The sequence below is a fragment of the Priestia sp. P1_B12_1 genome, assembly GCF_056406695.1.
Genome location: NZ_JBFTZR010000027.1, coordinates 1 through 23,577, shown reverse-complemented (window position 1 = coordinate 23,577; position 23,577 = coordinate 1). Strand labels below are relative to the sequence as shown.

General features: G+C 34.5%; 24 protein-coding genes. 18 read left to right on the top strand and 6 right to left on the bottom strand.

All coding sequences use genetic code 11. From position 1 onward, the window contains the following. On the bottom strand, positions 1-95 hold a 95-nt coding region (locus AC1D0Y_RS28140), incomplete at its 3' end, for a small, acid-soluble spore protein, alpha/beta type (protein ID WP_477708283.1). 363 nt (positions 96-458) lie between these two features. On the opposite strand from AC1D0Y_RS28140, the gene AC1D0Y_RS28135 reads away from it, so the two are divergent. Both AC1D0Y_RS28135 and AC1D0Y_RS28130 read left to right on the top strand, forming a co-directional pair. Beyond that, complete coding sequence (locus tag AC1D0Y_RS28135) at positions 459-935, top strand: hypothetical protein (RefSeq protein ID WP_477708280.1); 477 nt, start codon at positions 459-461, stop codon at positions 933-935. A gap of 281 nt (positions 936-1,216) precedes the next feature. Then, positions 1,217-1,402, top strand: a complete 186-nt coding sequence (locus tag AC1D0Y_RS28130; protein WP_477708279.1) for a gamma-type small acid-soluble spore protein — start codon at positions 1,217-1,219, stop codon at positions 1,400-1,402. 1,969 nt (positions 1,403-3,371) lie between these two features. Here AC1D0Y_RS28130 and AC1D0Y_RS28125 read toward each other — a convergent pair. Beyond that, a complete protein-coding gene (locus tag AC1D0Y_RS28125; protein ID WP_477708278.1) occupies positions 3,372-4,295 on the bottom strand; it encodes a substrate-binding domain-containing protein in 924 nt (307 codons plus the stop codon). A gap of 379 nt (positions 4,296-4,674) precedes the next feature. Between AC1D0Y_RS28125 and AC1D0Y_RS28120 the strand changes: the two genes are divergently transcribed. From AC1D0Y_RS28120 to AC1D0Y_RS28090, 7 genes are all read left to right on the top strand, one after another. Further along, positions 4,675-4,926 carry a Na-translocating system protein MpsC family protein gene (locus AC1D0Y_RS28120; RefSeq protein ID WP_477708277.1) on the top strand — a complete coding sequence of 84 codons (252 nt, stop codon included), beginning with the start codon at positions 4,675-4,677 and terminating at the stop codon, positions 4,924-4,926. A gap of 258 nt (positions 4,927-5,184) precedes the next feature. After that, positions 5,185-6,003 (top strand): molybdate ABC transporter substrate-binding protein, encoded by an 819-nt coding sequence (modA, locus tag AC1D0Y_RS28115; protein WP_477708276.1) that lies wholly within the window; start codon positions 5,185-5,187, stop codon positions 6,001-6,003. A gap of 9 nt (positions 6,004-6,012) precedes the next feature. Then, complete coding sequence (modB, locus tag AC1D0Y_RS28110) at positions 6,013-6,669, top strand: molybdate ABC transporter permease subunit (RefSeq protein WP_477708275.1); 657 nt, start codon at positions 6,013-6,015, stop codon at positions 6,667-6,669. A gap of 194 nt (positions 6,670-6,863) precedes the next feature. Continuing rightward, positions 6,864-7,244, top strand: a complete 381-nt coding sequence (locus AC1D0Y_RS28105; RefSeq protein WP_477708274.1) for a Na-translocating system protein MpsC family protein — start codon at positions 6,864-6,866, stop codon at positions 7,242-7,244. 151 nt (positions 7,245-7,395) lie between these two features. Then, positions 7,396-8,439, top strand: a complete 1,044-nt coding sequence (locus AC1D0Y_RS28100) for an NAD-dependent formate dehydrogenase (RefSeq protein WP_477708282.1) — start codon at positions 7,396-7,398, stop codon at positions 8,437-8,439. 486 nt (positions 8,440-8,925) lie between these two features. Beyond that, positions 8,926-9,093 carry a DUF1540 domain-containing protein gene (locus AC1D0Y_RS28095; protein WP_477708273.1) on the top strand — a complete coding sequence of 56 codons (168 nt, stop codon included), beginning with the start codon at positions 8,926-8,928 and terminating at the stop codon, positions 9,091-9,093. Positions 9,094-9,163: 70 nt separating this feature from the next. Continuing rightward, a complete protein-coding gene (locus AC1D0Y_RS28090; RefSeq protein ID WP_305279317.1) occupies positions 9,164-9,319 on the top strand; it encodes a DUF1540 domain-containing protein in 156 nt (51 codons plus the stop codon). Between the two features lie 90 nt (positions 9,320-9,409). Here AC1D0Y_RS28090 and AC1D0Y_RS28085 read toward each other — a convergent pair whose 3' ends face one another. From AC1D0Y_RS28085 to AC1D0Y_RS28075, 3 genes are all read right to left on the bottom strand, one after another. Continuing rightward, the gene (locus AC1D0Y_RS28085; protein WP_477708272.1) at positions 9,410-9,643 is read right to left on the bottom strand and encodes a hypothetical protein; all 234 of its coding nucleotides are present in this window, start codon (positions 9,641-9,643) and stop codon (positions 9,410-9,412) included. A gap of 858 nt (positions 9,644-10,501) precedes the next feature. Continuing rightward, positions 10,502-11,374 (bottom strand): mechanosensitive ion channel family protein, encoded by an 873-nt coding sequence (locus AC1D0Y_RS28080; protein WP_477708271.1) that lies wholly within the window; start codon positions 11,372-11,374, stop codon positions 10,502-10,504. A gap of 298 nt (positions 11,375-11,672) precedes the next feature. After that, positions 11,673-11,891, bottom strand: a complete 219-nt coding sequence (locus AC1D0Y_RS28075) for a hypothetical protein (protein ID WP_216141262.1) — start codon at positions 11,889-11,891, stop codon at positions 11,673-11,675. Positions 11,892-12,130: 239 nt separating this feature from the next. On the opposite strand from AC1D0Y_RS28075, the gene AC1D0Y_RS28070 reads away from it, so the two are divergent. The 3 genes from AC1D0Y_RS28070 to AC1D0Y_RS28060 are packed head-to-tail and all read left to right on the top strand — an operon-like array spanning position 12,131 to position 15,899. Next, positions 12,131-13,672 (top strand): spore germination protein, encoded by a 1,542-nt coding sequence (locus AC1D0Y_RS28070; RefSeq protein ID WP_477708270.1) that lies wholly within the window; start codon positions 12,131-12,133, stop codon positions 13,670-13,672. Beyond that, positions 13,665-14,765: a GerAB/ArcD/ProY family transporter gene (locus AC1D0Y_RS28065; protein ID WP_477708269.1), complete on the top strand. Its 1,101-nt coding sequence runs from the start codon at positions 13,665-13,667 to the stop codon at positions 14,763-14,765. The genes AC1D0Y_RS28070 and AC1D0Y_RS28065 overlap by 8 nt, the downstream gene beginning before the upstream one ends. Next, positions 14,766-15,899, top strand: coding sequence for a Ger(x)C family spore germination protein (locus AC1D0Y_RS28060; protein ID WP_477708268.1), 1,134 nt, complete (start codon positions 14,766-14,768; stop codon positions 15,897-15,899). A 364-nt stretch (positions 15,900-16,263) separates the two neighbouring features. Here AC1D0Y_RS28060 and AC1D0Y_RS28055 read toward each other — a convergent pair whose 3' ends face one another. Continuing rightward, on the bottom strand, positions 16,264-16,524 hold the full coding sequence (locus tag AC1D0Y_RS28055; RefSeq protein ID WP_216141266.1) for a DUF3243 domain-containing protein: 261 nt from the start codon (positions 16,522-16,524) through the stop codon (positions 16,264-16,266). A 333-nt stretch (positions 16,525-16,857) separates the two neighbouring features. Between AC1D0Y_RS28055 and AC1D0Y_RS28050 the strand changes: the two genes are divergently transcribed. The 6 genes from AC1D0Y_RS28050 to AC1D0Y_RS28025 all read left to right on the top strand — a co-directional run. Next, positions 16,858-17,925 (top strand): P-loop NTPase, encoded by a 1,068-nt coding sequence (locus AC1D0Y_RS28050; RefSeq protein WP_477708267.1) that lies wholly within the window; start codon positions 16,858-16,860, stop codon positions 17,923-17,925. A gap of 793 nt (positions 17,926-18,718) precedes the next feature. Further along, entirely contained in the window at positions 18,719-21,703 is a 2,985-nt protein-coding gene (gene fdhF / locus AC1D0Y_RS28045; protein ID WP_477708266.1) for a formate dehydrogenase subunit alpha, read from the top strand. Further along, positions 21,678-22,172 carry a helical membrane plugin domain-containing protein gene (locus AC1D0Y_RS28040; RefSeq protein ID WP_305279291.1) on the top strand — a complete coding sequence of 165 codons (495 nt, stop codon included), beginning with the start codon at positions 21,678-21,680 and terminating at the stop codon, positions 22,170-22,172. Before fdhF ends, AC1D0Y_RS28040 begins: the two co-directional genes overlap by 26 nt. 24 nt (positions 22,173-22,196) lie before the next feature. Beyond that, positions 22,197-22,439: a heavy-metal-associated domain-containing protein gene (locus AC1D0Y_RS28035; protein WP_477708265.1), complete on the top strand. Its 243-nt coding sequence runs from the start codon at positions 22,197-22,199 to the stop codon at positions 22,437-22,439. A gap of 24 nt (positions 22,440-22,463) precedes the next feature. Further along, on the top strand, positions 22,464-22,610 hold the full coding sequence (locus AC1D0Y_RS28030) for a hypothetical protein (RefSeq protein WP_477708264.1): 147 nt from the start codon (positions 22,464-22,466) through the stop codon (positions 22,608-22,610). Between the two features lie 799 nt (positions 22,611-23,409). Continuing rightward, the coding region (locus AC1D0Y_RS28025; protein WP_477708281.1) for an iron-sulfur cluster assembly protein at positions 23,410-23,577 on the top strand (168 nt) is incomplete at its 3' end.

Below are 23,577 nucleotides of genomic sequence, written 5' to 3'. Positions count from 1 at the left end.
AACTCACTAGCAATTTCATATTTCATTTGGTCAATTGCTTGTTGAGCACCATATACTAATAGTTCGTTTGTGTTACTATTTTTATTGTTTGCCATTATAAACAACTCCTTTATAGTTTATAACGTTAAGATGTGTAAAAGAAGAATGGTTTATTCATAAGATGAAAAGTTATTTTTAAAAGATGTTTAGTTTGTAAAGGTATGTTTGAAAAATAGAAAAATCTATCGGAGCTCATGAACTTTACCTCAATTGTTAGAAAAAAACTCAAAATTGAAGTTGAAGATAGCGCAGTGCTCATATTCTACAACACCTTGTTAAACAAACCATAATACAAGGACTAAAATAAAGCTGAACAAGATAGTAAGTAAAGCACCTTATAAAAGGTGCTTTTTTCTTATAATTAATTTTCTTATTTTTACAATATGTGGTACATTGGGTTAAAAAGGAAAATGGACGGTATGATAGGTCTTTTTAGTGTTATTGTGTTATTTAACTTTATTGCGTTTAAAATGAATAACAGGTTGACGGGAAATCAAATTCTTCATATTTGGTTTTTTACAATCGCTCTTCAAAGTAATTTCGACGTTTTTATCGATTTAAAATATCATGGATATTGGTATTTTACAGAAGGGGCAGATTGGAAAGGCATCCTTGTCCATACGGTGCTACTACCACCGGTGAATATGATGTTTCTGAACTGGTACCCTTTTCGACGATCAATTAGTAAAAAGATTTTTTATTTTATTTTTTGGATACTGGCTATCTTGCTTTATGAAATAATGACATTATTGCCTGAGCCTTGGGGTTACTTTCACTATGGTTGGTGGAATTTATGGCATTCAGCTTTTCTTGATCCTTTCCTTTTGCTAATCATATTAGGGTACTATAAAATCGTTTGTAAAATAGAGGAGAAATCATTATCAAGAAAGAACTAAAGATAAATTATATTAGTTAAATTAAAGTTTTTTTAAGACGCTTTGTTTAGGTTGTAAATAAGTGTTAACTTCTTGAGAATAAAGAAGTCAATCCTCTTAATTTTTTCATTCATCATGTTGAGTTATCTAATGACGTATGAATTAGAGTAGCTTTAGCTTCACTGTAAGAAAGCGACTTCTTATCGCACCATAATCAGAATTATCGTCAATTACATATTCCTTAAAAACCTTTAGAATAGTCAAAAACCTTTTGGGAAGATTAATTGATGGAGGTGATCGTAATGAATAATAACAAACACTCAAGCCAAACTTCAGCTAGAACAAATACTACAAAAGGGAAACAACAAGACGCTACATCTGTACCTAATAAATTTGGCACAGAATTTGCTAGAGAAACAGATGTACAAGCAGCAGAACTAGAAAAAGCTTACGTAGAAGCTAAAGAAAATCAAAAAGATGATCAATAGTATAAAAAGCTAACAAAGAGTATTTCCAGTAATTTATGTAATAAATTACTGGAAACAAAAACCTTCTGTGGAGTTTTTTGTTTTTATACGGTATACGATATACAAAGCCAATTTAGTCGGGTAAGCGAGGGGCATCACTGCCCGTAACTCCCCTGAGAACCATACGTGAGCCTTTCAATTCGTACGGATCAAACCTCCCATTGCGGGTCCATTTGCTGTCGTATCTTCTTCACACACCATAATGGTAAGTAAAACGTACGCCGAAGCTCCGAGTGGAGGTGTACATAACAGTACGTTTCTTTCGTCAAAAGATAGCCACAACCTTATGTGCTTGCGAGAAGTCAGCTCCCTTTCGGGCTTATCATGGGTTTGTCCGTAAGGACGGTAGTACCCATTCAGTTATACAGTTTCCTGCTTTTTTTATTTTAATAAAGAACTTCTTCAATAAAAAAGTGAAAAAATTAATAATGAACTTCTTATGAGACATATACATAGAATTTATTGAGACAGTAACCTTACCCTCCTAAAAATCTTCAAAGAGGAGGGTGAATATTGTAAATTTGCTATGTAAAGGTTGCATAGTACTTGCAACTTTTGAGCAAACTAATAAAGATGAACGGAATCATCACTTTACGACTAACTTTCAATAAACAGAAAAAGCTACTATTGAGACCAGTGGCTTTTTTCTGTTTTTAAGCTGTATGTCGTATATATGTTTAGTTATAATAATATGCGTTCTAGGTAACAAAAAGATACCCTGTTTAATTTAAAGATGTTTTGCTTATTAGCAGTATGTTAGGTTGAAGGAGAAATAAATAAATTATTTGGTTTCTTTGTATCGTAAGTTCTCTCATACTAAAAAGAGGTACTCTTATGAACATACTAGAAATAAAAAATCTTCATATTTATCGAATATGAAGATATCGTCATCATTAATACCGTTTCTGGCATAGTTGAGTTGCTTTATTGTAAGACATCTAAAGCATTTCAAGTGACTACACTTGCTGATCAAAAAACCTTAAATTATTATTACGATATAGAAAAGGTTTTTGGAATTTTATATAATGCCTTGAACTTATAAAAAAGATAATAAATGGATAAATTGTAAGCATCATTTTAAGAAAAATGGGTCAAAAAAAGAGTCAGGGTTATCATACATAAAAATTGAAAAAACTAAATTGGAGTGACTAAAAATGAGAGAAGAAAGTAAGTCTATGTTAGATGGTTTTATTGAAGATAATTAATTTGAACTAGATTCTTACCTTACTTATTTGTTCGAACAAATTAAAAATGATAGAGAAATTCTATAAGAAGGTTAATGACACTCTAGATATTTTATTATAAATAAAAAGACAAAAAGTAATAAATCAGAGTGTTTTCACCTTCATACTTTCTAAACAGCCAGTGAAGTGAAGGATGCAGTCCGCCAATACATACATTTTTATAATTACGAACGATTTCAAAAAAATTAAATAACCTGAGTCCTTATCAGTATAGAACTCAGGCTGCATAGGTAGCTTTCTTAAGACTGTCTATTTGACAGGGGTCATTCCACATTATATAGGGTTGCTTATTATTATGGGCAATGTTCAGAGATACACTATAAATATTTCTCTTTTTATCATCTCAACTTTAATTTAATACTACTAAATGAATAATGAGAACCCTCATTTTATATTCTTCACCTTTAAAGTTTCTCTTTTTATCAGACACAAATGTACATCTTTGCTTAGTCTGTTTTAGTTCCCTTCATATCAGCTATTAGTGTAATTGAATTTAACCTTATCCCAGCCAATGATACTGTGAAAATTAAGATTAAACAGTTCTTTTTCTTGTACTGAGGACTAAACGAGTACCACGTAAAAGAAAAAGGGTGACAAACATGTTTGTCACCCTTTTTCTTATTACAGTTCAGGAAATTGTAAGTAAGTTTAGTTTAGAAGTTATTCATACTAGATTTCTGTAGATATCAATTTGTTTCAAAAACAATTGAACCTGTTTTTGAAATATCATAACCTTCAATAGCCTGAATTTTATTCTTAAAATCAGTTGAATTTAAAATGGTAAGCAGAGATTCAATTAATTGACGATTTTCTTCTGATTTCATAATGACTAAGTCATACCGTTCCTTAATCAGAGGAATGAAATCTACATTTACCATCTTTGAGGCTTTCTCAATACCAACTCCTACATCGGCTATCCCTTGAGCGACGGCCGTAGCAACACTTAGATGGTTCTTCTCTTCCTTTTCATAACCTTTAATTTCTTTGGGGTTAATCTTATGAATACGCATTTGTTCATCAACAAGAACCCTTGCACCCGATCCTTTTTCACGATTAATTAGGGTCACATTAGTCTTAGATAGGCCTTCCCACGTTGTGATATTCTTAGGATTACCTGGTTTTACAAAGAATCCTGCCCACCTTGAGATTAAGTTTATAACTATGTAAGAATGACCTGTTAAAATTCGTTTGATGAAGGGGAGGTTGAACTCTTTGGTATCTCCATCGAATAAATGTGAACTGACAATGGTACATTTTCCATTATACATAGAAATTAAGCTGTTTAGGCTGCCGTTGTAATCTCTTAATGGTTTAAAGCCTTTTTCTTCAATACTGTTCGCTAGGATATCTAATGTTACATCCTGGCCACTTATAATAACGGTATCGTTAAGCTGAACGTTTGAAATGTTCTCCTCCTTTTCAAGAAGGTTTACGCTTGTACTTTTAGAGTTGGTAATATAGTTTTCTAGGTCATTTGCATCAATTCGATTCTGTCTTCCTACACGATAGGCTGGAAGTTGTCCTTTTTTGATTAAATCATACACAGTCAATTTCGACACGCGTAATAATTGGGCGGTTTCTTCCGTTGTATATGAACGGTGTTCTTTCATGATTCTGACACCTCTTTCTTTTATATTATTTTATCTTTTCCATTGAAAATTTCATACCTTTTTCAAAAAAAGATTTACAATTAATTATATTTATTTATAATTAATTATAGTTAATTGTCATTAGTTATAAGATTTTCTTTTTATAATAAAAAAATCATTGACCTAAGGTATGTCGAAAATGCCTCAGGTTCTGTTTTTTTATTATACATGGTGAGACGGATGTTCAGTATTAACTATGCTTAGTCATTAGCCCACCATAAAGTAAATGTGTACGGTACTCCTATTTATACATTTATTTTATGGTGGGCTATTTCTGTAACGTTATTTAGATTTTTTTCTTTAAGAAGTAGGTAATTTTAACATATAGGAGGATTATCAAATGTCTAAAATTATGAATAAATTCAACGACGTGATTTACAAACTACGCAAAGAGGTACTAGGAAAAGATGCAGATAAATTCCACACCGTTTTCACGGAAAACATAGCTATTTTAGCATCCAATGAGGACCTTACACCGGTTGAACAACGTATGTCTGATACGTCAGAAGGGGCTGAAATGGTGTATTTGGCAAGAGTGAAACTGCCTCAAAGTATGTATGCGGGTGATGTAGTAGAAAAATTGAGGAAGTAGTAGAAGCAAAGCTACTTCATGTATTCTCTGATGCCACGATACAAGAACCACAAGCTATTTCAGTGCTTGTTTTTGATAAAGAGATAGGTTGTTAACTTAAATTGAATGAGGATATGCATTTTTTTAAGCTCGTTCGCTATATATTTCAGAAAATTTAAAATAAATATATATTATAAATAAGCATAATATATTATATCTAATCAAACATAATATATTGTGTTTACATAAACTAACTACTAAAAACGAGGAGGAATTAGTTTGTTTAAAAGGTTTTCTTTATTTACCATTATTATGATGGTATGTATGCTGTTGTTTGGATGTTCTAATCCAGACGCAACTAAGGACACGAAAGAAAGGCAAAAAACAGAACAATCAGCATCCAGAGAGAAGGTAGAGGTAACAACGTCGGCTGCAGCCAGTTTGCAAGATGCACTAACTAAAATTGAGAAAAAATATGAAAAAGAACACACAAATATTGATTTAAAGTTTAACTTCGGTGCTTCAGGTGCTTTAAAACAGCAAATTGAACAAGGAGCTCCTGTAGATTTATTCTTTTCAGCAGCAGAAGATAAATTCGATGAACTTGTTCAAAAAGGGGAAATCAATAAAAACCAAGGTATAGATTTAGTAGGCAACGATTTAGTGCTTGTTGTACCAAAAGATACAAAAAAACCAATCAAAGATTTTACAGATCTATCGACAAAAGCAGATAAAATTGCGCTAGGCACACTAGATGCTGTACCGGCAGGGAATTACGCTAAACAAACACTAGAGAAATTAAATATTTGGAATGAGATAAGTAAGAAAGTTGTTTATGCAAAAGATGTACGTCAGGTTCTTTCTTATGTAGAGACGGATAATGTAGATGCGGGTATCGTGTATAAAACAGATGCTCTCATTTCAGATAAAGTAAAAATTGTGGCAACAGCTGATGAGAAGACCCATGATCCAATCATTTATCCAGTAGGTATTATCAAAGATACAAAACATCCAAAAGAAGCAAAAGTGTTTTATCAGTATTTACAAGGAAAAGAAGCATTAAATGTTCTAAAAGAATATGGCTTTGTCACAAAGTGAGAAGAAATCATGTGGAATGATTTTTTAGAACCAGTCCTGTTATCCCTAGAGGTTTCATTTACTTCTGGCATTATCGTAATCGTCTTAGGCACTCTTATGGGCTGGTTTATGGTCAACAAGAATTTCAGGGGAAAGGTCATCATAGAAACCATTATCTTACTCCCTTTAGTTTTATCACCAACAGTCATTGGTTTCTTGTTAATCGTCATATTTGGGAAAAATAGTTGGTTGGGAGAAATAATTGAGTGGGCCTTTCATCGTTCGCTTCTGTTTACCTGGTGGGCAGCTGTCATTGCTTCGGCTGTAGTGGCTTTCCCCCTTATGTATCAAGCTGCAAAAGCTGGGTTTCATGAGGTAGATAAGGATATAGAAGGCGCTGCTTTGGTAGATGGAGCGAATAAATTCCAAGTGTTTTTGTATGTTTCGATCCCACTAGCATCTAAAATGTTGGTTGCAGGGGGTATTATGAGCTTCGCCAGAGCACTTGGAGAGTTTGGGGCCACCTTAATGTTTGCGGGGAATATTCCTGGAGAAACACAAACCCTTCCTACGGCCATTTATGTAGCTATTGATTCTGGCAATATGACCATGGCTTGGTTATGGGTCCTAACAACGATTCTAATTTCATTCTTAATGTTACTGGTTATACAAGTCAAAAATGAATAAGTGTTTTATTGGTATAGAAGATATATCAGCGTCCAATCCAAGTAGACGATTAATTTATACCTAAATATAAATAGAAGTAACTAATTATATTTAGGTATAAGTATTTACAATTAGTTAGATATGTTATATAATTATTTTTGTAAGATATTTGGTTATAAAAAACAAATACCTTACAAGCCTTAAGGGTGAATCGTATGAGCGAACTTATACACAATCTGGAACAGAAATTCGCCAATCTTGTTCGATCCTATCGAAAAAATGAGATTGGAAAAGGTCCTGAAAAGATCAAGGTAACTTTCACTAGAAATTGGGCGGTTGTTCACATGAGTGGATGCCTAAGTCCGGTAGAACAGTTTATTACTCGGTCTGAAGAAGGACGGAATATGATCTTGAATGCGCGCACGCGCATGATAAAAGAGTTATATAGTGAATTAACTCCCACTGATATGGAAGAACTGGTAGGAGCGAAATTTATAAAATTTTTGACAGATGTAGACTTAGAGAAAGACGAAGTCATATCTATCTTTATTTTTGAACATCCCATAGATGGAACAGAAGATATGTTTTCCATTTGACAGGCGGATGGTATACGGTACGTATGTGCTAGTAACTAACCACCATCATTTTGGATAAAAGGAGTAGCCTAAGCTATCCTTTTGACCAAAATGTGGTGGTTTTTTATATTTTATTAATCCAAATGAACCTTATTCTAGGGAGGAATACATGATGAAAATTGTAGCAGTATTACCACCAGTAGTAGAATTACCAGAACCATCACCAAATTATTTATTTAACGTTGAGAAAGCCTATAATTTACATGAATATTTTAAAAGTAAAGGGCATGAATTTGTGACATTAAGTGATGCCAAAGAGTCATTAGAACCTCATTTGGCTGATATGTCGATCTTTATTTGTAGCCCGTTCTATCCGGCTTACCTAACAAAAGAGCTTATTGATCGTGCTCCAAATCTTAAATTAGCTCTTACGGCTGGTGTAGGATCTGACCACTTTGACTTGGAAGCTTGCGCAGCAAGAAATATTACAGTTGCCGAAGTGACAGGAAGTAACGTAGTAAGTGTGGCTGAACATGCAGTTATGCAAGTTCTTATCTTGCTTCGTAACTTCGTAGGTGGTCACGAACAAGCTGTAAATGGTGAATGGAACTTGCCTAAAGTTGGTGCGTATGCACATGACTTAGAAGGAAAAACAGTGGGTATCTTTGGATTCGGACGTATTGGACAACGTGTTGCAGCTCGTCTTCGTCCGTTTGATGTAAAAGTAGTTTATAACGATCCATACCGTCGCGAAGATTTAGAAGGTGAATTGGGTGTTGAATATGTGCCTTTCGATCAATTAGTCGAAACAAGTGATGTGATTACGATTCATGCTCCATTAACTGAGCAAACAGATACGCTATTTAACCGTGATGTCTTGGGCCGTACAAAACAAGGTGCATATATTGTTAATACAGCACGCGGAAAAATCATAGAAACAGATGCCCTTGTCGATGCGTTAAAATCTGGACATTTAGCTGGTTATGCGGGTGACACATGGTATCCACAACCTGCACCTGCTGGTCACCCATGGAGAAAAATGCCAAAAAATGCCATGACTGTTCACTACTCAGGTATGACGTTAGAAGCGCAACAACGTATTGAAGTCGGCACAAAAGCGATTCTGGATAACTTCTTTGAAGGAAAAGCACAAAAGCAAGTAGATTTAATTGTAGAAGGCGGAGAAATCGTCAGCCCAAGCTACAAAATTAAGTGAGCCTATAGCTCATCCATCTAATTATCGTACAGACTACTCTTTTTTTGTAATATGAGTGATTCAACCATGATGAATAAAATAGCCCCTCCTAAAGGAAAATGCCTACCATGCATAGAGTCAATTCCTTTCAGGAGGGCTCTTTTTATTGTAAATAAAAATCTTCAAGAATTTTGTATAGACTTTTAACAAAAAATATTAATGAGCATCAGCTTTTATTTGTTACTAAAACTCCCATTATGTTAACTGAAAATTTATAGATTATCATCTAAAAAGAAAAAGACTACTGCTCCTATATACAAGTAGTCTTTTTCTTTTAAACCTTGCCCTAAAGGTTTTTTATTTTGATGTGGTGACATCTTGAATAGTTTGCTCAAAAGATAAAAGAGTATTCATTTATAATAAGTAAAATTTCGATATTAAAAGGTTTTTTTATTAGTTAAGCAGAAATAACTTCTAACAAACAAATTGTATGGGATTTGAAGGGAGGTGAATATCATAGCGACTGGTGTATTGTGTGAAGTAAATACCTGTAAGAATTGGACGGATGGAAACAAATGCAGTGCTGATCTCATTTATGTTGTAAATTTTGACGGGAAACAAACATCTGAAGCTGAAGAAACAGGCTGTAAAACCTTTGAACCATCTCGTTCATAAGAAAACTTGATAAAAGATCCGTATCAACTACCTCCCATTTGTTAATCATAACAAATGGGAGGTGTGATAGGTGGAACAAAATATTCTTTGCGAAGTAAATAACTGTAAGTATTGGAATTCTGGCAACAAATGTACGGCAGATGAGATTTATGTTGTTAGCCATAAAGGCAAACAAGCATCAAATAGTAAAGATACAGATTGTAAAACATTCATACCAGAAGCTTAATAAATAAGGGTAACCATAAGGAAGATGGTTACCCTTATTTATTGATAGTATTGATAATAATAATCATTTTCATACGCAATTAGTTTAATTTTAGTCTTTTTTATTTTTAAATAACAAATAATAGGCTTTTTCTATTTTTTCTTCTACGTATTCAATTGAATAGTTTCCAAATGGATCTGTCAAGTTACCGAGTGCTCGTGAAAGATTATCTATAACTATTTTTGACGTAGCACAATCTGTGTACTCACTGTCCTTATTCATTTTATCCATAATTTCATGAGCTAGATGTTGGATTCGCTGTAACTGCATTTGTTTTGTTCTCATATTACTTTCCTCCATATATTTAGATAAATTTTTATCATCTAAATATATGGAGGAGACAGAAGGTTTATGAAATACTTTAAGTTTTTTGTAATTATTAGTGTACTAGCCCATCGTATTTTTATGTAAAGAATTCTAAATAATTCTCGTTAAAGCTCGTTCTGGTGCAAAAACTCCGGAGAAATTTGAAGTGATTTATAAAGCTTGAACACACTGACACTAGTATTTTTAAAAAAGATGTCATCAGTAACTTACTTAAGTGGAAACATTATCAGTCAGGCATGACTTCACTAAAACGTCAGATGTATCTGTGTTAAAGCCTTAGTTTCCGTAATTTATTAGAGATGATAGAAGAGAGAATGCTATCTATTGACTACACGATAATTATAAGTTGAGTTCATTAATATGGATCTAAATTAGATAAACGTGTAGGATATTGTCTTAAGACAAAAAACGATTTTTAATGAATTGACGGGACGTATGTAAAAATTAAAGAATAATGGATGTAACTTTATCGTGCCTTTGTTTCAGGGAGAAATACGAAGAATATTGGTAAGTCAAGAACTCAGCAATTCAGATTTCATTCATTGACTTAAGATATAAAAACAACCCTGTTTTTTCTGTATTTTTTAAAAGTCAGTGATTACTTTTTTTAAAAATACATTGTTATATATTAGCAACGTTTTGTCGACAGGACTTCAGAAAGTTTGCTTACTTAAAAAATAAAAAAGACATGGAGTTACAGTCTGAGAATGTCTGAGATCTCTAAGCTTAAAATCTAACTAAGATCTGTAATCATGCTTCATAATTGAATGTAGGATTCCCAAACGACTATTTTTCTCTACCTACTTTTGAAAGATGCTATTCTGGATCCCTATCCAATCGTTCAAAATGAGCAAACATGTTTAATGTTGGAATTTGCACTTGATTTTTATGGAATATAGACATTAGTTCAAACCTTACTTGTCTGGAAGATTCAAAATAATCTTCAGGTTTAACTAAACCTACAATACAAAATTCGTATCCAACATATTTAAGGTTCGGGTTTAAGTCTGTAATACCAATATATTGAAATGATTCAACAGCTTTACCATCAAGTTTATAGAGAGAGGAATCTAGTTTTCCATTGCAGATAACACATGTTTTTTCTAATAATTCCTTAATTTTTTTAGGATCTTCCTGATAGCTTACTGTAATTCGCTCAATAACCCTCATCCAGCCTTTATTAAAATTTTGTATCGTTTTAATCTCTCCGTGTGAGATGGTGAGTAGTTTCCCTGACCATTCTCGAATTTGGATAAAGCGAATACTGATTTCCTCAATAGTACCTGAATTTGTTCCGTTGAAAGCTACAAAGTCGCCAACACGAAACTCCTTGTCCGTTAATCTCGTGAAGCCTAGTATAACGTCTTTTAGCATCTGTTGTGCAGCAAACCCAATGACAACTCCGGCAATTCCTGCACCTGCCAGAATACCTTTTATATCTACAAATTGACTAATTAGATAAATAATCAGACTAATCATAATTCCATATCTAAAAATAGATCGAATTACACTTTGAATTGTTTGTTCTATTTCTTTATCAAAAAAACTTGACTTCTTAAAGAACCAATTAATACTACGATTTATAACGAAGGAGAAAAGTATGAGGACTAAAGTGAATAGTACAAATCTTAAAAGTAAAAATCTTTTTATATAATTGAAAAATTCCTCAGTAAAAGTTAATAAATCCATCCATTCACTTCCTTACAAATAAAAAATTCCTGAGAGTTAAATTATTATAAAAATTTTTAAAAATTAGTTTAAAATTTATCTCTGAATAATTTACTACCTTCTTATCTACTTTGTGATGCAATGTCAACGCATATGATTAAAAACAGACTCACCAAAAAGGTAAGTCTGTCAAAATTCGAAAAATTCATCCATAAACTGTTTGAGTTAGCTTGGTAAACAACAACTTAAAGACAATTAAAGTCTTAAATTTCTATGGCATATTTTTCACGCCAGAACCAATAAAGAAACCTACAAGTTATTAGGGTAATAAATACACTTCATAATTTGGTCTATCTGGCAACTTTTCCTTCTTTAATCGTCCTTCATTTAGTAATTCTAGTAACGTTTTCTCAATTTCTTCGGGCTTTACCCTAAATAGATCAGCAATTTTCACTGTAGAGAGGGCCATGTATTTTGGCTCTTTAGTTGAGGAAACAATCATGGCCTGTACGCGCTTATATAACGTTTCTTTATCCATTTTCCAACCTTCTTTCTCGTTTATATTAAAATCGTAATGAGTGAGGTAAATAATCCTTTATAATGATGCCCTTATCCAGTCTTTTTATGCTTTTTAGTATGTAAAATACTAAAAAGCCTTTGCTTTGCCAGTAGATTTAGTCACTAAAAGTAAGTTGTTAAATTGAAATAGCTGGTATATAAACCCTCTCAACATTCCATAATAAGCTGAGAAAACATAGCTAGGAGATGGATGAATGTATGGTTTTTTTTCGTCAATGGTTAAGGGGAAAAAAGAGTTTTTGTTCACAGGAACAGGCTGATCATGTTTTAAATAGTACGATTTCTTCTGCTCTTTCTATGAATTTAAAACAACTGTCTATGCTTTTTAGTGGAATTCCAGAACTAACCACAAGGAATTTTTCATTAAAAACAGGACAGAAAGCCGCAATTATATATATGGATGGCCTCGTGGATAAAACATCTATTAATACAGATATTCTTCGTCCTTTACTATTTCAAGAAGGGAATGAAAAAGACTTTTGGGAGTCTTCTATGTCGATTGGACCTATCAAAAAGGTAGAAAAATGGGCAGAAATTGAACAGGCTCTTTTAAGTGGGAAAAGTATCTTACTGATAGATAAACAGCTCGTCGCATTGGAGATTGAGACTCAAGGCTGGCCACAACGAAGTATTGAGGAGCCAAGCGTGGAACCCTCATTAAAGGGATCTCACGAAGGGTTTACAGAAACAGCTAGCCAAAATATTGCTTTAATTCGTCGTTATATTTCCAGTCGTGAATTAAAAATAAAAGAATGTACCATTGGGCTCCGGTCGAGTACTAAGCTTTCCGTCATGTATCTAGCCGATGTAGTGAACGAAGATGTTGTTCGAGAAGTGGAATCACGAATTTATTCTCTTAAAGTAGATACCATTCTCAGTACAGGTGAGTTAGCCGAACTGATTGAAGATAACTCCTATACACCTTTTCCGCAGCTCTATATAACGGAGCGCCCAGACACAGCTGCTCATCAACTTCTGAAAGGTCGAGTTGCTATTGTTGTGGACCGTTCTCCAAGTGTTCTCATTGGACCTATGAATTTTTCTTCTTTCTTTCATGTAATTGATGATTACAATGTAAGATGGATTCTGGCTTCTTTTATCCGTCTTCTAAGATTTGTAGCATTTTTTATAGCCATCTTTACTCCATCTATTTATATTGCCATGATTTCCTTTCATTATGAAGTTATTCCTCTCAAGTTGCTGTTAACCCTTGAGCAATCTAGAGAAAAGATTCCGTTTCCTCCCTTACTGGAGGCTATGTTCATGGAGTTGGTACTGGAAATGCTTCGAGAAGCAGGTATCCGTCTTCCAGCTCCTGTTGGACAAACCGTAGGCGTAGTAGGAGGAATTATCATTGGTCAGGCGGCCGTCCAGGCTGGGCTGGTGAGTAATGTGATGGTTATTGTGGTAGCAGTTACGGCAGTGGCTTCTTTTATTATCCCCGATTTAGAGATGGCAGGAGGGATTCGGATCATTCGCTTTCCTATGATGATTATCTCTTCTTTATTCGGATTAATAGGGATTGTCATTGGTATGATGGTAATAAGTATTCACTTACTTTCGTTAGAATCTCTGGGTTCACCTTACAGTAGTCCTCTCTCACCGTTGCATATGGCAGATTTAAAGGATACGTTTGTTCGTTTACCACAACGGATGTTAAAGAAACGACCGTTATCTGTTAAACCTCAACAGCTGAAGCGCTCAGGAACATGGAAGAAAGTAGGGAAGAAGAGTGAATAACAAACACAGGAGAAATGAAATTTCTTTATGGCAATTTATTCTGACGATTAGTGGCGTGCAAGTCGGTTTTGGTTTACTTACATTTCCTCATGAGTTAGAACAAGTAGCAGGCACAGATGGTTGGATCTCTCTTCTTATTGGAGGGTTTATTACAACCCTCATTAGCCTGTGTATTATAAAGATTATGGCCAAGCACCCCGGAGACTACTTAATAGATGTGTTAACACGCTATATGGGAAAATGGTTAGGGAAAGCAGCAATGGTTATCTGGATTCTATACTGTTTATTGGGCTGTATGTCATTACTTTTTTCGTTTATCTATGTCATAAGATTATGGGTATTACCTAAAACTCCTAGTTATGCCGTTATGGCTTTAGCAGTTATACCAGCATTCATGTTGGCTCGTGGCGGAGTACGGATTATTAGTCGATATGCGGTATTTGTTTTTTTCTTTACGATTTGGATGCCGTTCTTGCTCTTAATGCCTTTAAAAGAGAGTCACCTTCTGTACCTTCTTCCTATTTTAAAAGAAGGATGGATGCCGATTTTACATGCGGCCAAAATGTCCGTACTTCCTTTTTTAGGATTTGAATTCGCTTTTATCTTGTACCCTTATCTCAAACAGAAAAAAAGCGCAGGCAAAGGAATTGTCATTGCTAATATCATCACATTAGTGGCGTACCTTCAAATTACATTTGTTTGTTTTGTTTATTTTAGTCCAGATGAAATATCCCAATTTGTATGGCCCACACTTACTCTAGTGAAACCAATTCATTTTACGTTCCTTGAAAGATTTGAAATCGTTTTTTTATCCTTCTTTATCTTTATTTTCTCGGATTCTGTTATCCCTTACTTTTTTTCAGCAGTAGAGGGGATCAATCAGTTATATAAGAAAGAAAGATGGAACTTGCCTGTTTATCTACTATTAGGATTAATTTTTGCAGTAACTATCTTTTTTAAACCTTCTGTGGGACAAATGGCTATCTGGAGAGACTGGTGGGGAATAACGGGTTATTTTGTGTGCTATGCCTTTCCTGTTGTATTCCTTCTATACATAACAGGTTATACGTATTGGCAAAGGAGGAAGACCTAGATGCAATACTGTGTCAGACTCATTCTTGTGTTTTTAATGTTACTCACAATGGTAGGATGTTGGGATCGAACAGAGCTCGAAGAGCAATCTATTTCATTGACCTATGGTTTTGATGTGAGTAAAAATAATCAACTACTCATGTATAATGTAAGTCCCATTTTTGATAAAAGCGCAGGCCAAACCTATGAAGTGTTTGAAAAAAAAGCAATTACTCCTCGAGAGGCCAAAGAACAGTTTAACAGCTCAAGTCCATTAGTCGTGACAGGAAAGATACAAACAATGTTATTTAGCAACAAATTATTAAAAGAGGATGGGATTATGCCCTATCTAGATGTATGGTATCGTGACCCTAAAGATACGGGAAACACACGTATAGTCGCTGTAAAGGGATCTGTCTCATCTATTCTAAACAGTGAATTTAAAAACAAACCAATGTTACCCGAGTATTTGAATAACATAGTTAATGTGAATAAACAATACAACCGTACAGCCTATACGACCCTACAAGATCTCCATAGACAATTATTTGATAAAGGAGTTACACCCTCTATCTCAGAAATCAAAAAAGGAAATAAGGATCTAGTTGTTACTGGAACTGCCCTCTTAACTAAACAAGGATTCTATAAAATGTCATTGAATCGTCAGGAAAGTGCTCTCCTTCTCATGTTGCAAAAAAAGGCCAAAATGCCCGTTAGCCTTACCATACGCATACCATCCGATTCATTTGAAACTAAGTATTCTCCTAGAAATGTAAGAGGGTCAAATTTTATCACCATAAATGTCATTAGTATGAAAAAGAAGGTTAAAACACATTACAATAGAGATCAATTTGCTTTTGATGTCAAAATGAAACTGAACGTTTCACTTGCCGAGCGTACGTTTAATATGAATATGAAAAAAGACCAAGAAAATTTAAATACGATTCTTGCCAAACAACTTAGTCGGGAGCTAACTACGTTAATCCAAAAAGTTCAGAAGGAGCAACTAGATCCGTTTGGATTTGGGGATTATGCACGTGCCTTTCAGTATCAACATTGGAAGAAAATTGAGGACAACTGGTCAACTACTTTTCCAAAATCTAATGTTCAGGTAACATCAACTGTGAGAGTTTTGGATCATGGTATTATTGAGTAAAAGAAATGTATTCATTATAAAGAAAGAAACTCTTTTTATCTATTTGTTATTTTAGCAAGCATAATTCTGTTTTAATTTGAGCAAACTACAAATGAGTGTGAAGAATCCATTCATAAAAATCCTTCTTTTGTATAATGAAAACACTGCCTTACATCAGTAAGGCAGTGTTTTCATTTATTGTTAGTATAAGATGTACGTAAGATAACTCTTACAATCGATATTCACAATAATTTTTTTAAATTTTATATTGTAAAGGCTATAGACGATCACTTGTTTATCAATCTAATCACAGTTTAATTCTTTCTAAGCAAAAATGAGTATCCACTCGCACTGTAATATCTCTTTTCTGCTTAGAAAGAGTACGTTATTGTGATGTTCCGTTGTTCTGAACTAATTTCACCATGCTGCTTGCAATTGCATGTTGTTCTTCTTTGGAAGAAACGCTCCAAAGGTCTGCTAAAATTTGTTCTTGTGTGTTTTTAGCATCTACTTGAGATGATAAGTAGCCACCAATTTGGAAAGCAAGATCATGAATAACCTCTTCTTGCATACCTTCATTTTGTGCATGGTGTAAACGATCTCCTAAAAAGTCCTTCCAATTATCCCAACTATCCAATACTGACATGCCTATTCCTCCTTAAAGTTTATTCAAATTATAGTTTGTACAATCTTCTTATTTCTATGTATAAATCACATTGAATTTAAGTTGTTAATTTACAAATAGTAGGGTGCATCCCTTACTCCTTTTTTACATGATCTAGATGATTAAAAAGTTGAATTAAGGGAGAGAATAACTGAAAAACCCTTAAATTCATCTACATAGAAACAATATTTTACACATTATTTTCCGGTTGGGGAATTTAGATAAATGAATAAACAAGTAATATCTAAAGAATAAAAGCGTCTGTCTCCTATTTACTTGTTTGTATAGTAATAAAATAAAACTAACTTAAAAGGAATGATAAGTATGCTAACACATGAACAAGTTATGAATGCATTACAACACGTTGAAGATCCTGAACTACATAAAAGTATCGTGGAATTAAACATGGTACGAAATATTAAAATCGAAGATAAGAACGTTGAACTTGAGGTTGTCTTAACCATTCAAGGCTGTCCTTTAAAAGCTCGAATAAAAGAGGACGTTGAAAATGCGTTGAAAGAAATTGGCGCTTCAAGTGTTTCATTAACATTTGGTTCTATGACCCCGGAAGAACGTGCTACRTTAACTAAAACGTTGAAGAAGAGTGCGACTACAGAAACGGGTATGCCTGCTATGTTACGGCCAGATTCAGGCGTTCAATTTATTGCAGTAACGAGTGGAAAAGGGGGAGTAGGAAAGTCAACTGTCACGGTAAACCTTGCCACTGCCTTAGCTCGTATGGGAAAAAAGGTAGGGATTTTAGATGCTGATATTTATGGCTTTAGTATCCCGGCTATGATGGAAGTAAAACAAAAACCAACCATGATTGATAAGACCGTTATTCCTGTTGTAAGTCACGGCGTAAAAGTAATGTCCATGGGCTTCTTTACCGATAATAACRATCCTGTTATGTGGAGGGGACCGATGTTAAATAAATGGATTCAAAATTTCCTTGCGAATACACATTGGGGAGAGTTAGATTATCTTCTTTTAGACTTACCTCCTGGCACAGGAGATGTAGCTATTGATGTAGCTGCCATGATYCCTCAGGCAAGAGAAATTATTGTCACGACTCCTCATAGTGTTGCTTCTTTTGTGGCATCAAGAGCAGGAGCTATGGCTAAGCATACAAAACACGAAGTGTTAGGTGTGGTTGAAAATATGGCCTATTATGAAGAGCAAGATGGTTCACGGAACTACTTATTTGGAAAAGGTGGCGGTGACACGTTAGCTCAGCAGATACAGTCTGATGTTATAGCTGAAATCCCTTTTGCAAAGCGAGAAGAAAATAAAGATTCAAATATCTATGATGAAGATTCACTTGTTGGCGAAATGTTCTCATCTTTAGCTGAAGACCTCATTTATAGAGAGAAGATTTCGTAAGGCTCTAAACATTATAGAAAAGAAAAAAATCAATTCAATAGCTGTTTATTTATATATGGTTGCTTAAAATTTTGTTAAAGTAATCAAAATAATAAGCTAGCGAATAAATTACTTCCAAAACGAAAGATGCGTCATTACTTCTCTGTTACTTTAGAGAAAAATGGCGCATCTTTTGCGGGATTTCTATATTTTAAGAATCACTTTTACTGGCAGAACAATTAAATATTATATATGGTCTGCCCCTACTTTTTTATTATTGAAGAATACGCATTTTATTTACGGTTCTCTCCTCGCCTTTCTATCACTTCATAAATATCAAAAGAAATAACATAATATTAATTAAATTTCTCGAGAGATGAGCAAGGAAGTTTTACTTAAAAACCCGCTCAAAAGGCAGAACCTTAATGATTGCATAAACTTAAATCACCATACGTAACGTTTATACAGAATACTTGAAAGTTCTACAAAGTTACAATTTATAAAGATTTTAACCTTTAGCCTTTTGAGAAAAGCTCTTTATGATGAATATTTATAATATCAGTGGGGCATTCTGTTAGCATCATGAATTTGAAGATAATAGTAAGGAAGATAAGAGATGTGCTATATAAAGACATTTTGAAAGTGTTCTACTAAAGAGTCAGCTAAGTCCTAGTTTCTTATCCAGAAATACTACTCTATTACACCTAGATAATTCGTTTTAAAAGGGAACAAGCTCGATTAGCCTGTGAACAATAATGTCTATCTCCTACTTACACTATCGACAAATTGTTTCAGAAGAATGGAGGAAAACAAAATGAAGGATTCATCATACTCAATTCAGATTGATGGTCAAACCATAAAAGCTGAAGAAGGCCAAACAATATTAGATGTTGCGCAATCTCAAGATATTTATATACCTCACATATGTAAACATCCTAGTCTAACGTCTATCCAGACGTGTGACACCTGTTATGTAGAGGTTGATGGACAAATGGTGCGCTCGTGTTCTACACCATGTGAACCTGAAATGAATATTACGACATCATCTGATTTGATTAAGGAAGCACAACTGGAAGCCATGTCACGTATTTTAGTAAACCACGAGCTTTACTGTACTGTTTGTGATAACAACAATGGAAATTGTGTTATACATAATACAGCTGAAGAGTTACAGGTTGAGCATCAAAAATATGAATTTCAACCAAAGCCTTATCCAACAGACATGTCGCATCCAATGTATCGTTATGAACCAGATCAATGTATCCTTTGTGGACAATGCGTAGAAGCCTGTCAAGATCTTCAGGTAAGTGAAGTTCTCTCAATTGATTGGGATCGTGAGCGTCCACGTGTCGTATGGGATAACGATGTACCAATCAATGAGTCTTCTTGTGTTTCTTGTGGACATTGTGTAACCGTTTGTCCATGTAACGCCTTAATGGAAAAATCAATGCTTGGAAACGCTGGTTATATGACGGGGATACCTGCTGATGTTCTAGCGCCTATGGTTGATATCACGAAAGTAGTAGAGCCTGGATATCAAGAGATCTTTGCAGTTTCTGAAGTTGAGGCAAGCATGAGAAAAAGTCGGATTAAGAAAACCAAAACCGTGTGTACCTATTGTGGAGTTGGGTGTAGTTTCGAAGTGTGGACAAAAGACCGTGAGATTTTAAAAATCCAACCGCAAGCTGAAGCACCTGTAAACGGTATCTCTACTTGTGTAAAAGGTAAATGGGGATGGGATTTTGTTAACAGTGAAGAACGTTTAACGAAGCCTTTAATTCGTAAAGGGGACAAATTTGTAGAAGCAACATGGGATGAAGCGCTTACCTTTATTGCGGATAAACTTAATAAAACAAAGGAACAGTACGGTCCCGATTCAATTGGTTTTATTGCCTCTTCAAAGTGTACAAACGAGGATAATTTCATCTATCAGAAATTTGCTAGATCAATTATACAGACGAATAATGTGGATAATTGTTCGCGTTATTGTCAATCACCGGCTTCTACTGCCTTACTACGGACTGTAGGATATTCGGGTGATTCAGGAACTATTGAGGATATTGCTAATTCTGGCTTAGTGCTTGTTATTGGAGCAAATCCAGTAGAGTCTCATCCAGTCTTATCAACTCGTATAAAACGGGCTCATAAACTATTTGGTCAAAAGCTGGCAGTAGTTGATTTACGGAAACACGAATTAGCTGCGAGAGCTGATGTACATCTTCATCCTAAACCAGGGTCCGATTTGGTCTGGCTTTCGGCTATCACTAAATATATCATCGATCAAGGATGGGAAGATAAAGAATTCTTGAAAAATAGAGTTAATGGTTATAAAGAATATGTTAAATCACTGCAAAAATTCACATTAGAATATGCAGAAAAGGCATCTGGATTAACAAAAAAAGAGTTAATCAATCTGGCTACTATGATTCATGAAGCAGATGGAACATGTATTTTGTGGGCAATGGGGATTACACAGCATGCTGGCGGAACCGATGCAAGTACAGCTATTTGTAACTTACTTACGATTACAGGTAACTTTGGAAGACCAAATGCTGGTGCGTTTCCGTTGAGAGGACATAATAATGTACAAGGTGCATGTGATTTTGGTACTATGCCTAACTGGTTCCCAGGTTATCAACCGGTACAGGATGAAAAAGTACGAGCTCGTTTCGAAGATGCTTGGAACGTAACCTTACCGAAAAATCCAGGTTACAATAACCATCAGATGGTAGAGGGAATTAATAAAGGAAATCTAAAGGCATTGTACTTATTCGGAGAAGATATGGCGGTTATTGATTCTAATATCAATTACGTCCAATCAACGTTTGAAAAATTAGATTTGTTCGTTGTTCAAGATGTATTTTTCAGTAAAACAGCTCAATATGCTGATGTTGTTTTACCTGCATCTCCTAGTTTGGAGAAAGATGGTACTTTTGTGAATACAGAAAGACGCATTCAAAGACTATACAAAGTGTTTGATTCACTTGGAGAATCAAAGCCAGATTGGATGATTATTCGAGACCTTGCAAATAAGATGGGAGCAAAATGGACGTATGATCACCCAAGTGAAATTATGGACGAAGCAGCGAGCCTGTCTCCTTTATTCTCAGGCGTTAGTTATGAAAGGTTAGAGAATTTTAACAGTCAGATCTGGCCTGTGAATCCAAGTGGAGAAGGCACGCCTGTCTTATGTCTAGATCGTTTTGGCTTTCCTGATGGTAAAGCCCGATTAGTCACTGTTGATTGGACTAAGCCAATGTTTGAAACAAATGAAGAATTTGACTTACATTTAAATAATGGTCGTTTGTTAGAGCATTTCCACGAAGGGAATATGACTTACAAAGCGCCAGGGCTAGAATATAAGGTACCAAGTGAATGGCTTGAGGTTTCTCCTGCATTGGCAAAAGAAAGAAAGATTAAAGATGGTGCATTAGTTCGTTTGACTTCTCCATATGGTGAGGTAGAAGTAAGAGTCATTGTAACAGATCGTGTGAAAGGAAATGAGTTGTATTTAACGATGAATACATCCAAAGAGAATCGATCTGTCAATCGACTTACAAGTAGTTATCACGATGATGTTACGCACACGCCTAACTACAAAGAAATGTCAGTGAACATGGAAATTCTTGAAGCAGAGGGAGTACCACCTCTTCCACCTTATAACTATCGTTTTGGAAATAAACAACCTCAAATCAGTGTTAGGGTAGAAGAGAAATGGAAAAGAGATGATTGGATTTCTATTCCTAAATTATTGCAAAAAGGAGAGGGTAACGATGGGCAAAGCGATCACCAACATTGAAAGGTATATACCAAGTAAGGAAGAAGAAAAACAAGAGTCGATCCAACAGATTCTTGATGCGTTGAGTGAAAACCGTGATGCAGTACTGACTCTCCTAGATATTTTGAAAGAGTTGAAGGAATTCGGCATGTTGGATATCGTTCAGGGAGCTCTCAAGAACCGTCATGACATTGGGGTGATAGCTGTGACACAGCTAAATAAACCAGGTATGCATCACATGATGAAAACGGGAATGGATGCTCTCCAATTTCTAAGTAGGCTGGAACCTCAGAAAATGCAAACTATTTTACAGGGCGTTGAAAAAGGGATTGAAAAGTTAGCTGATACTGAAAATAATAAGTCTATGGGTTTATGGGGGATGGGTAAAGCGATGTTTGACCCTAATGTCTCTTTAGCTCTAGGATCCATGATGAACTTTATGCGTGGAATGGGTGAAGGAATGAAAGGGTCTGAAGAGAACAAACATTAACTCTGATAATAAGGAGATATATGAATGCGCACAGAAATAAATATGGTTAAGGGAATTGAACAACAACAGGATAAAGATAACGTGACAAAAGCTTTGCATAATGTGTGGGGAGTACGTGAAGTAGACGTACATTTATCAAATGGGGAAGTAGCTGTTTCTTACGACGAGAATGCTACCTCACCCATTGATATTACACAAGCTATCCTCGATGCAGGATATCAAGTCGTAAAAACTAATAGCATCCTTAATGAAGATAACGTAAATTAAGGATGCACTAGGAGGCTAAATTCAATGGCATGGTTATGTGAAGTATGTGGAAAAGTCGAAGAAATGGAGCTTGAGAAAACGGAGGAAGAATCTCTTTCGCAGGAAATAAGTATGGGTACGCTTCATATATGTGAAAGCTGTATAGAAGATCGACAACATCCTGTTTTTTAATATGGCGATATTTCTGATTCGTGTTAAGAGCCGTTTATAGTTTAGTTAGACGGGCTTATAAGATTCGATTTTTAGAAACTACATGTTTTAAATTAAATATAACATCTTAAAAATATCTATAAAGAGCTCACTCTCTTTACTTTTGGGTAATCAAAGGTTCAAGAGAGTGAGCTTTACTTGTACAATTTTTCAGCTATAGATATCAATAGGTTTTTATTCCTATATGTGAGTAAAGTTCAATATAAATAAAACAAGCATTTTATATTGTTAAATAAGCATACTTGGCAACACCCATTCAAAATTAATAAGAAGCCAATATATTCATTCCTACTGTAAAGATAATCATAAAGCTCTTTTTTGCCAATTTACTCTTGAGCTTAAGGATTTAAAGTATTACAATAAATATATAAGAACTCATTGATATTAGGTAACAGTAAAGTGCTTTAATATCCTGGTTTTTACATTTTTATATGTGATGAGACGGATGACTAATAGGAAAACTGTTTAGTAATTAGCCCATTACAAAATGAATTGTGTATATATTATGCATAATTTATTTTGTGATGGGCTTTTTGTTTCTTGGAGAAATTTAAAGAATAAAAAAGTATGGGGCGGAAATGAGGCTTAATTACTTTAGAGAAAAAATCTAACTGAAATTCCGTATTGTCGAGCTAAAATTATAGATGTTTCTCGTATATCATATTGCTATGGATGGATAGTAAACCCGTAATAATTTTATTTGACAGAATATAATTAAATAAATATTTTTTTTGAAGTTAATTAACCATAATAAAAAGGAATGAATTTTATGTTAACAAATAAACAAGTTATGAATGCATTACAACACGTTGAAGATCCTGAGCTGCATAAAAGTATCGTGGAATTAAACATGGTACGAAATATTAAAATCGAAGATAAGAACGTTGAACTTGAGGTTGTCTTAACCATTCAAGGCTGTCCTTTAAAA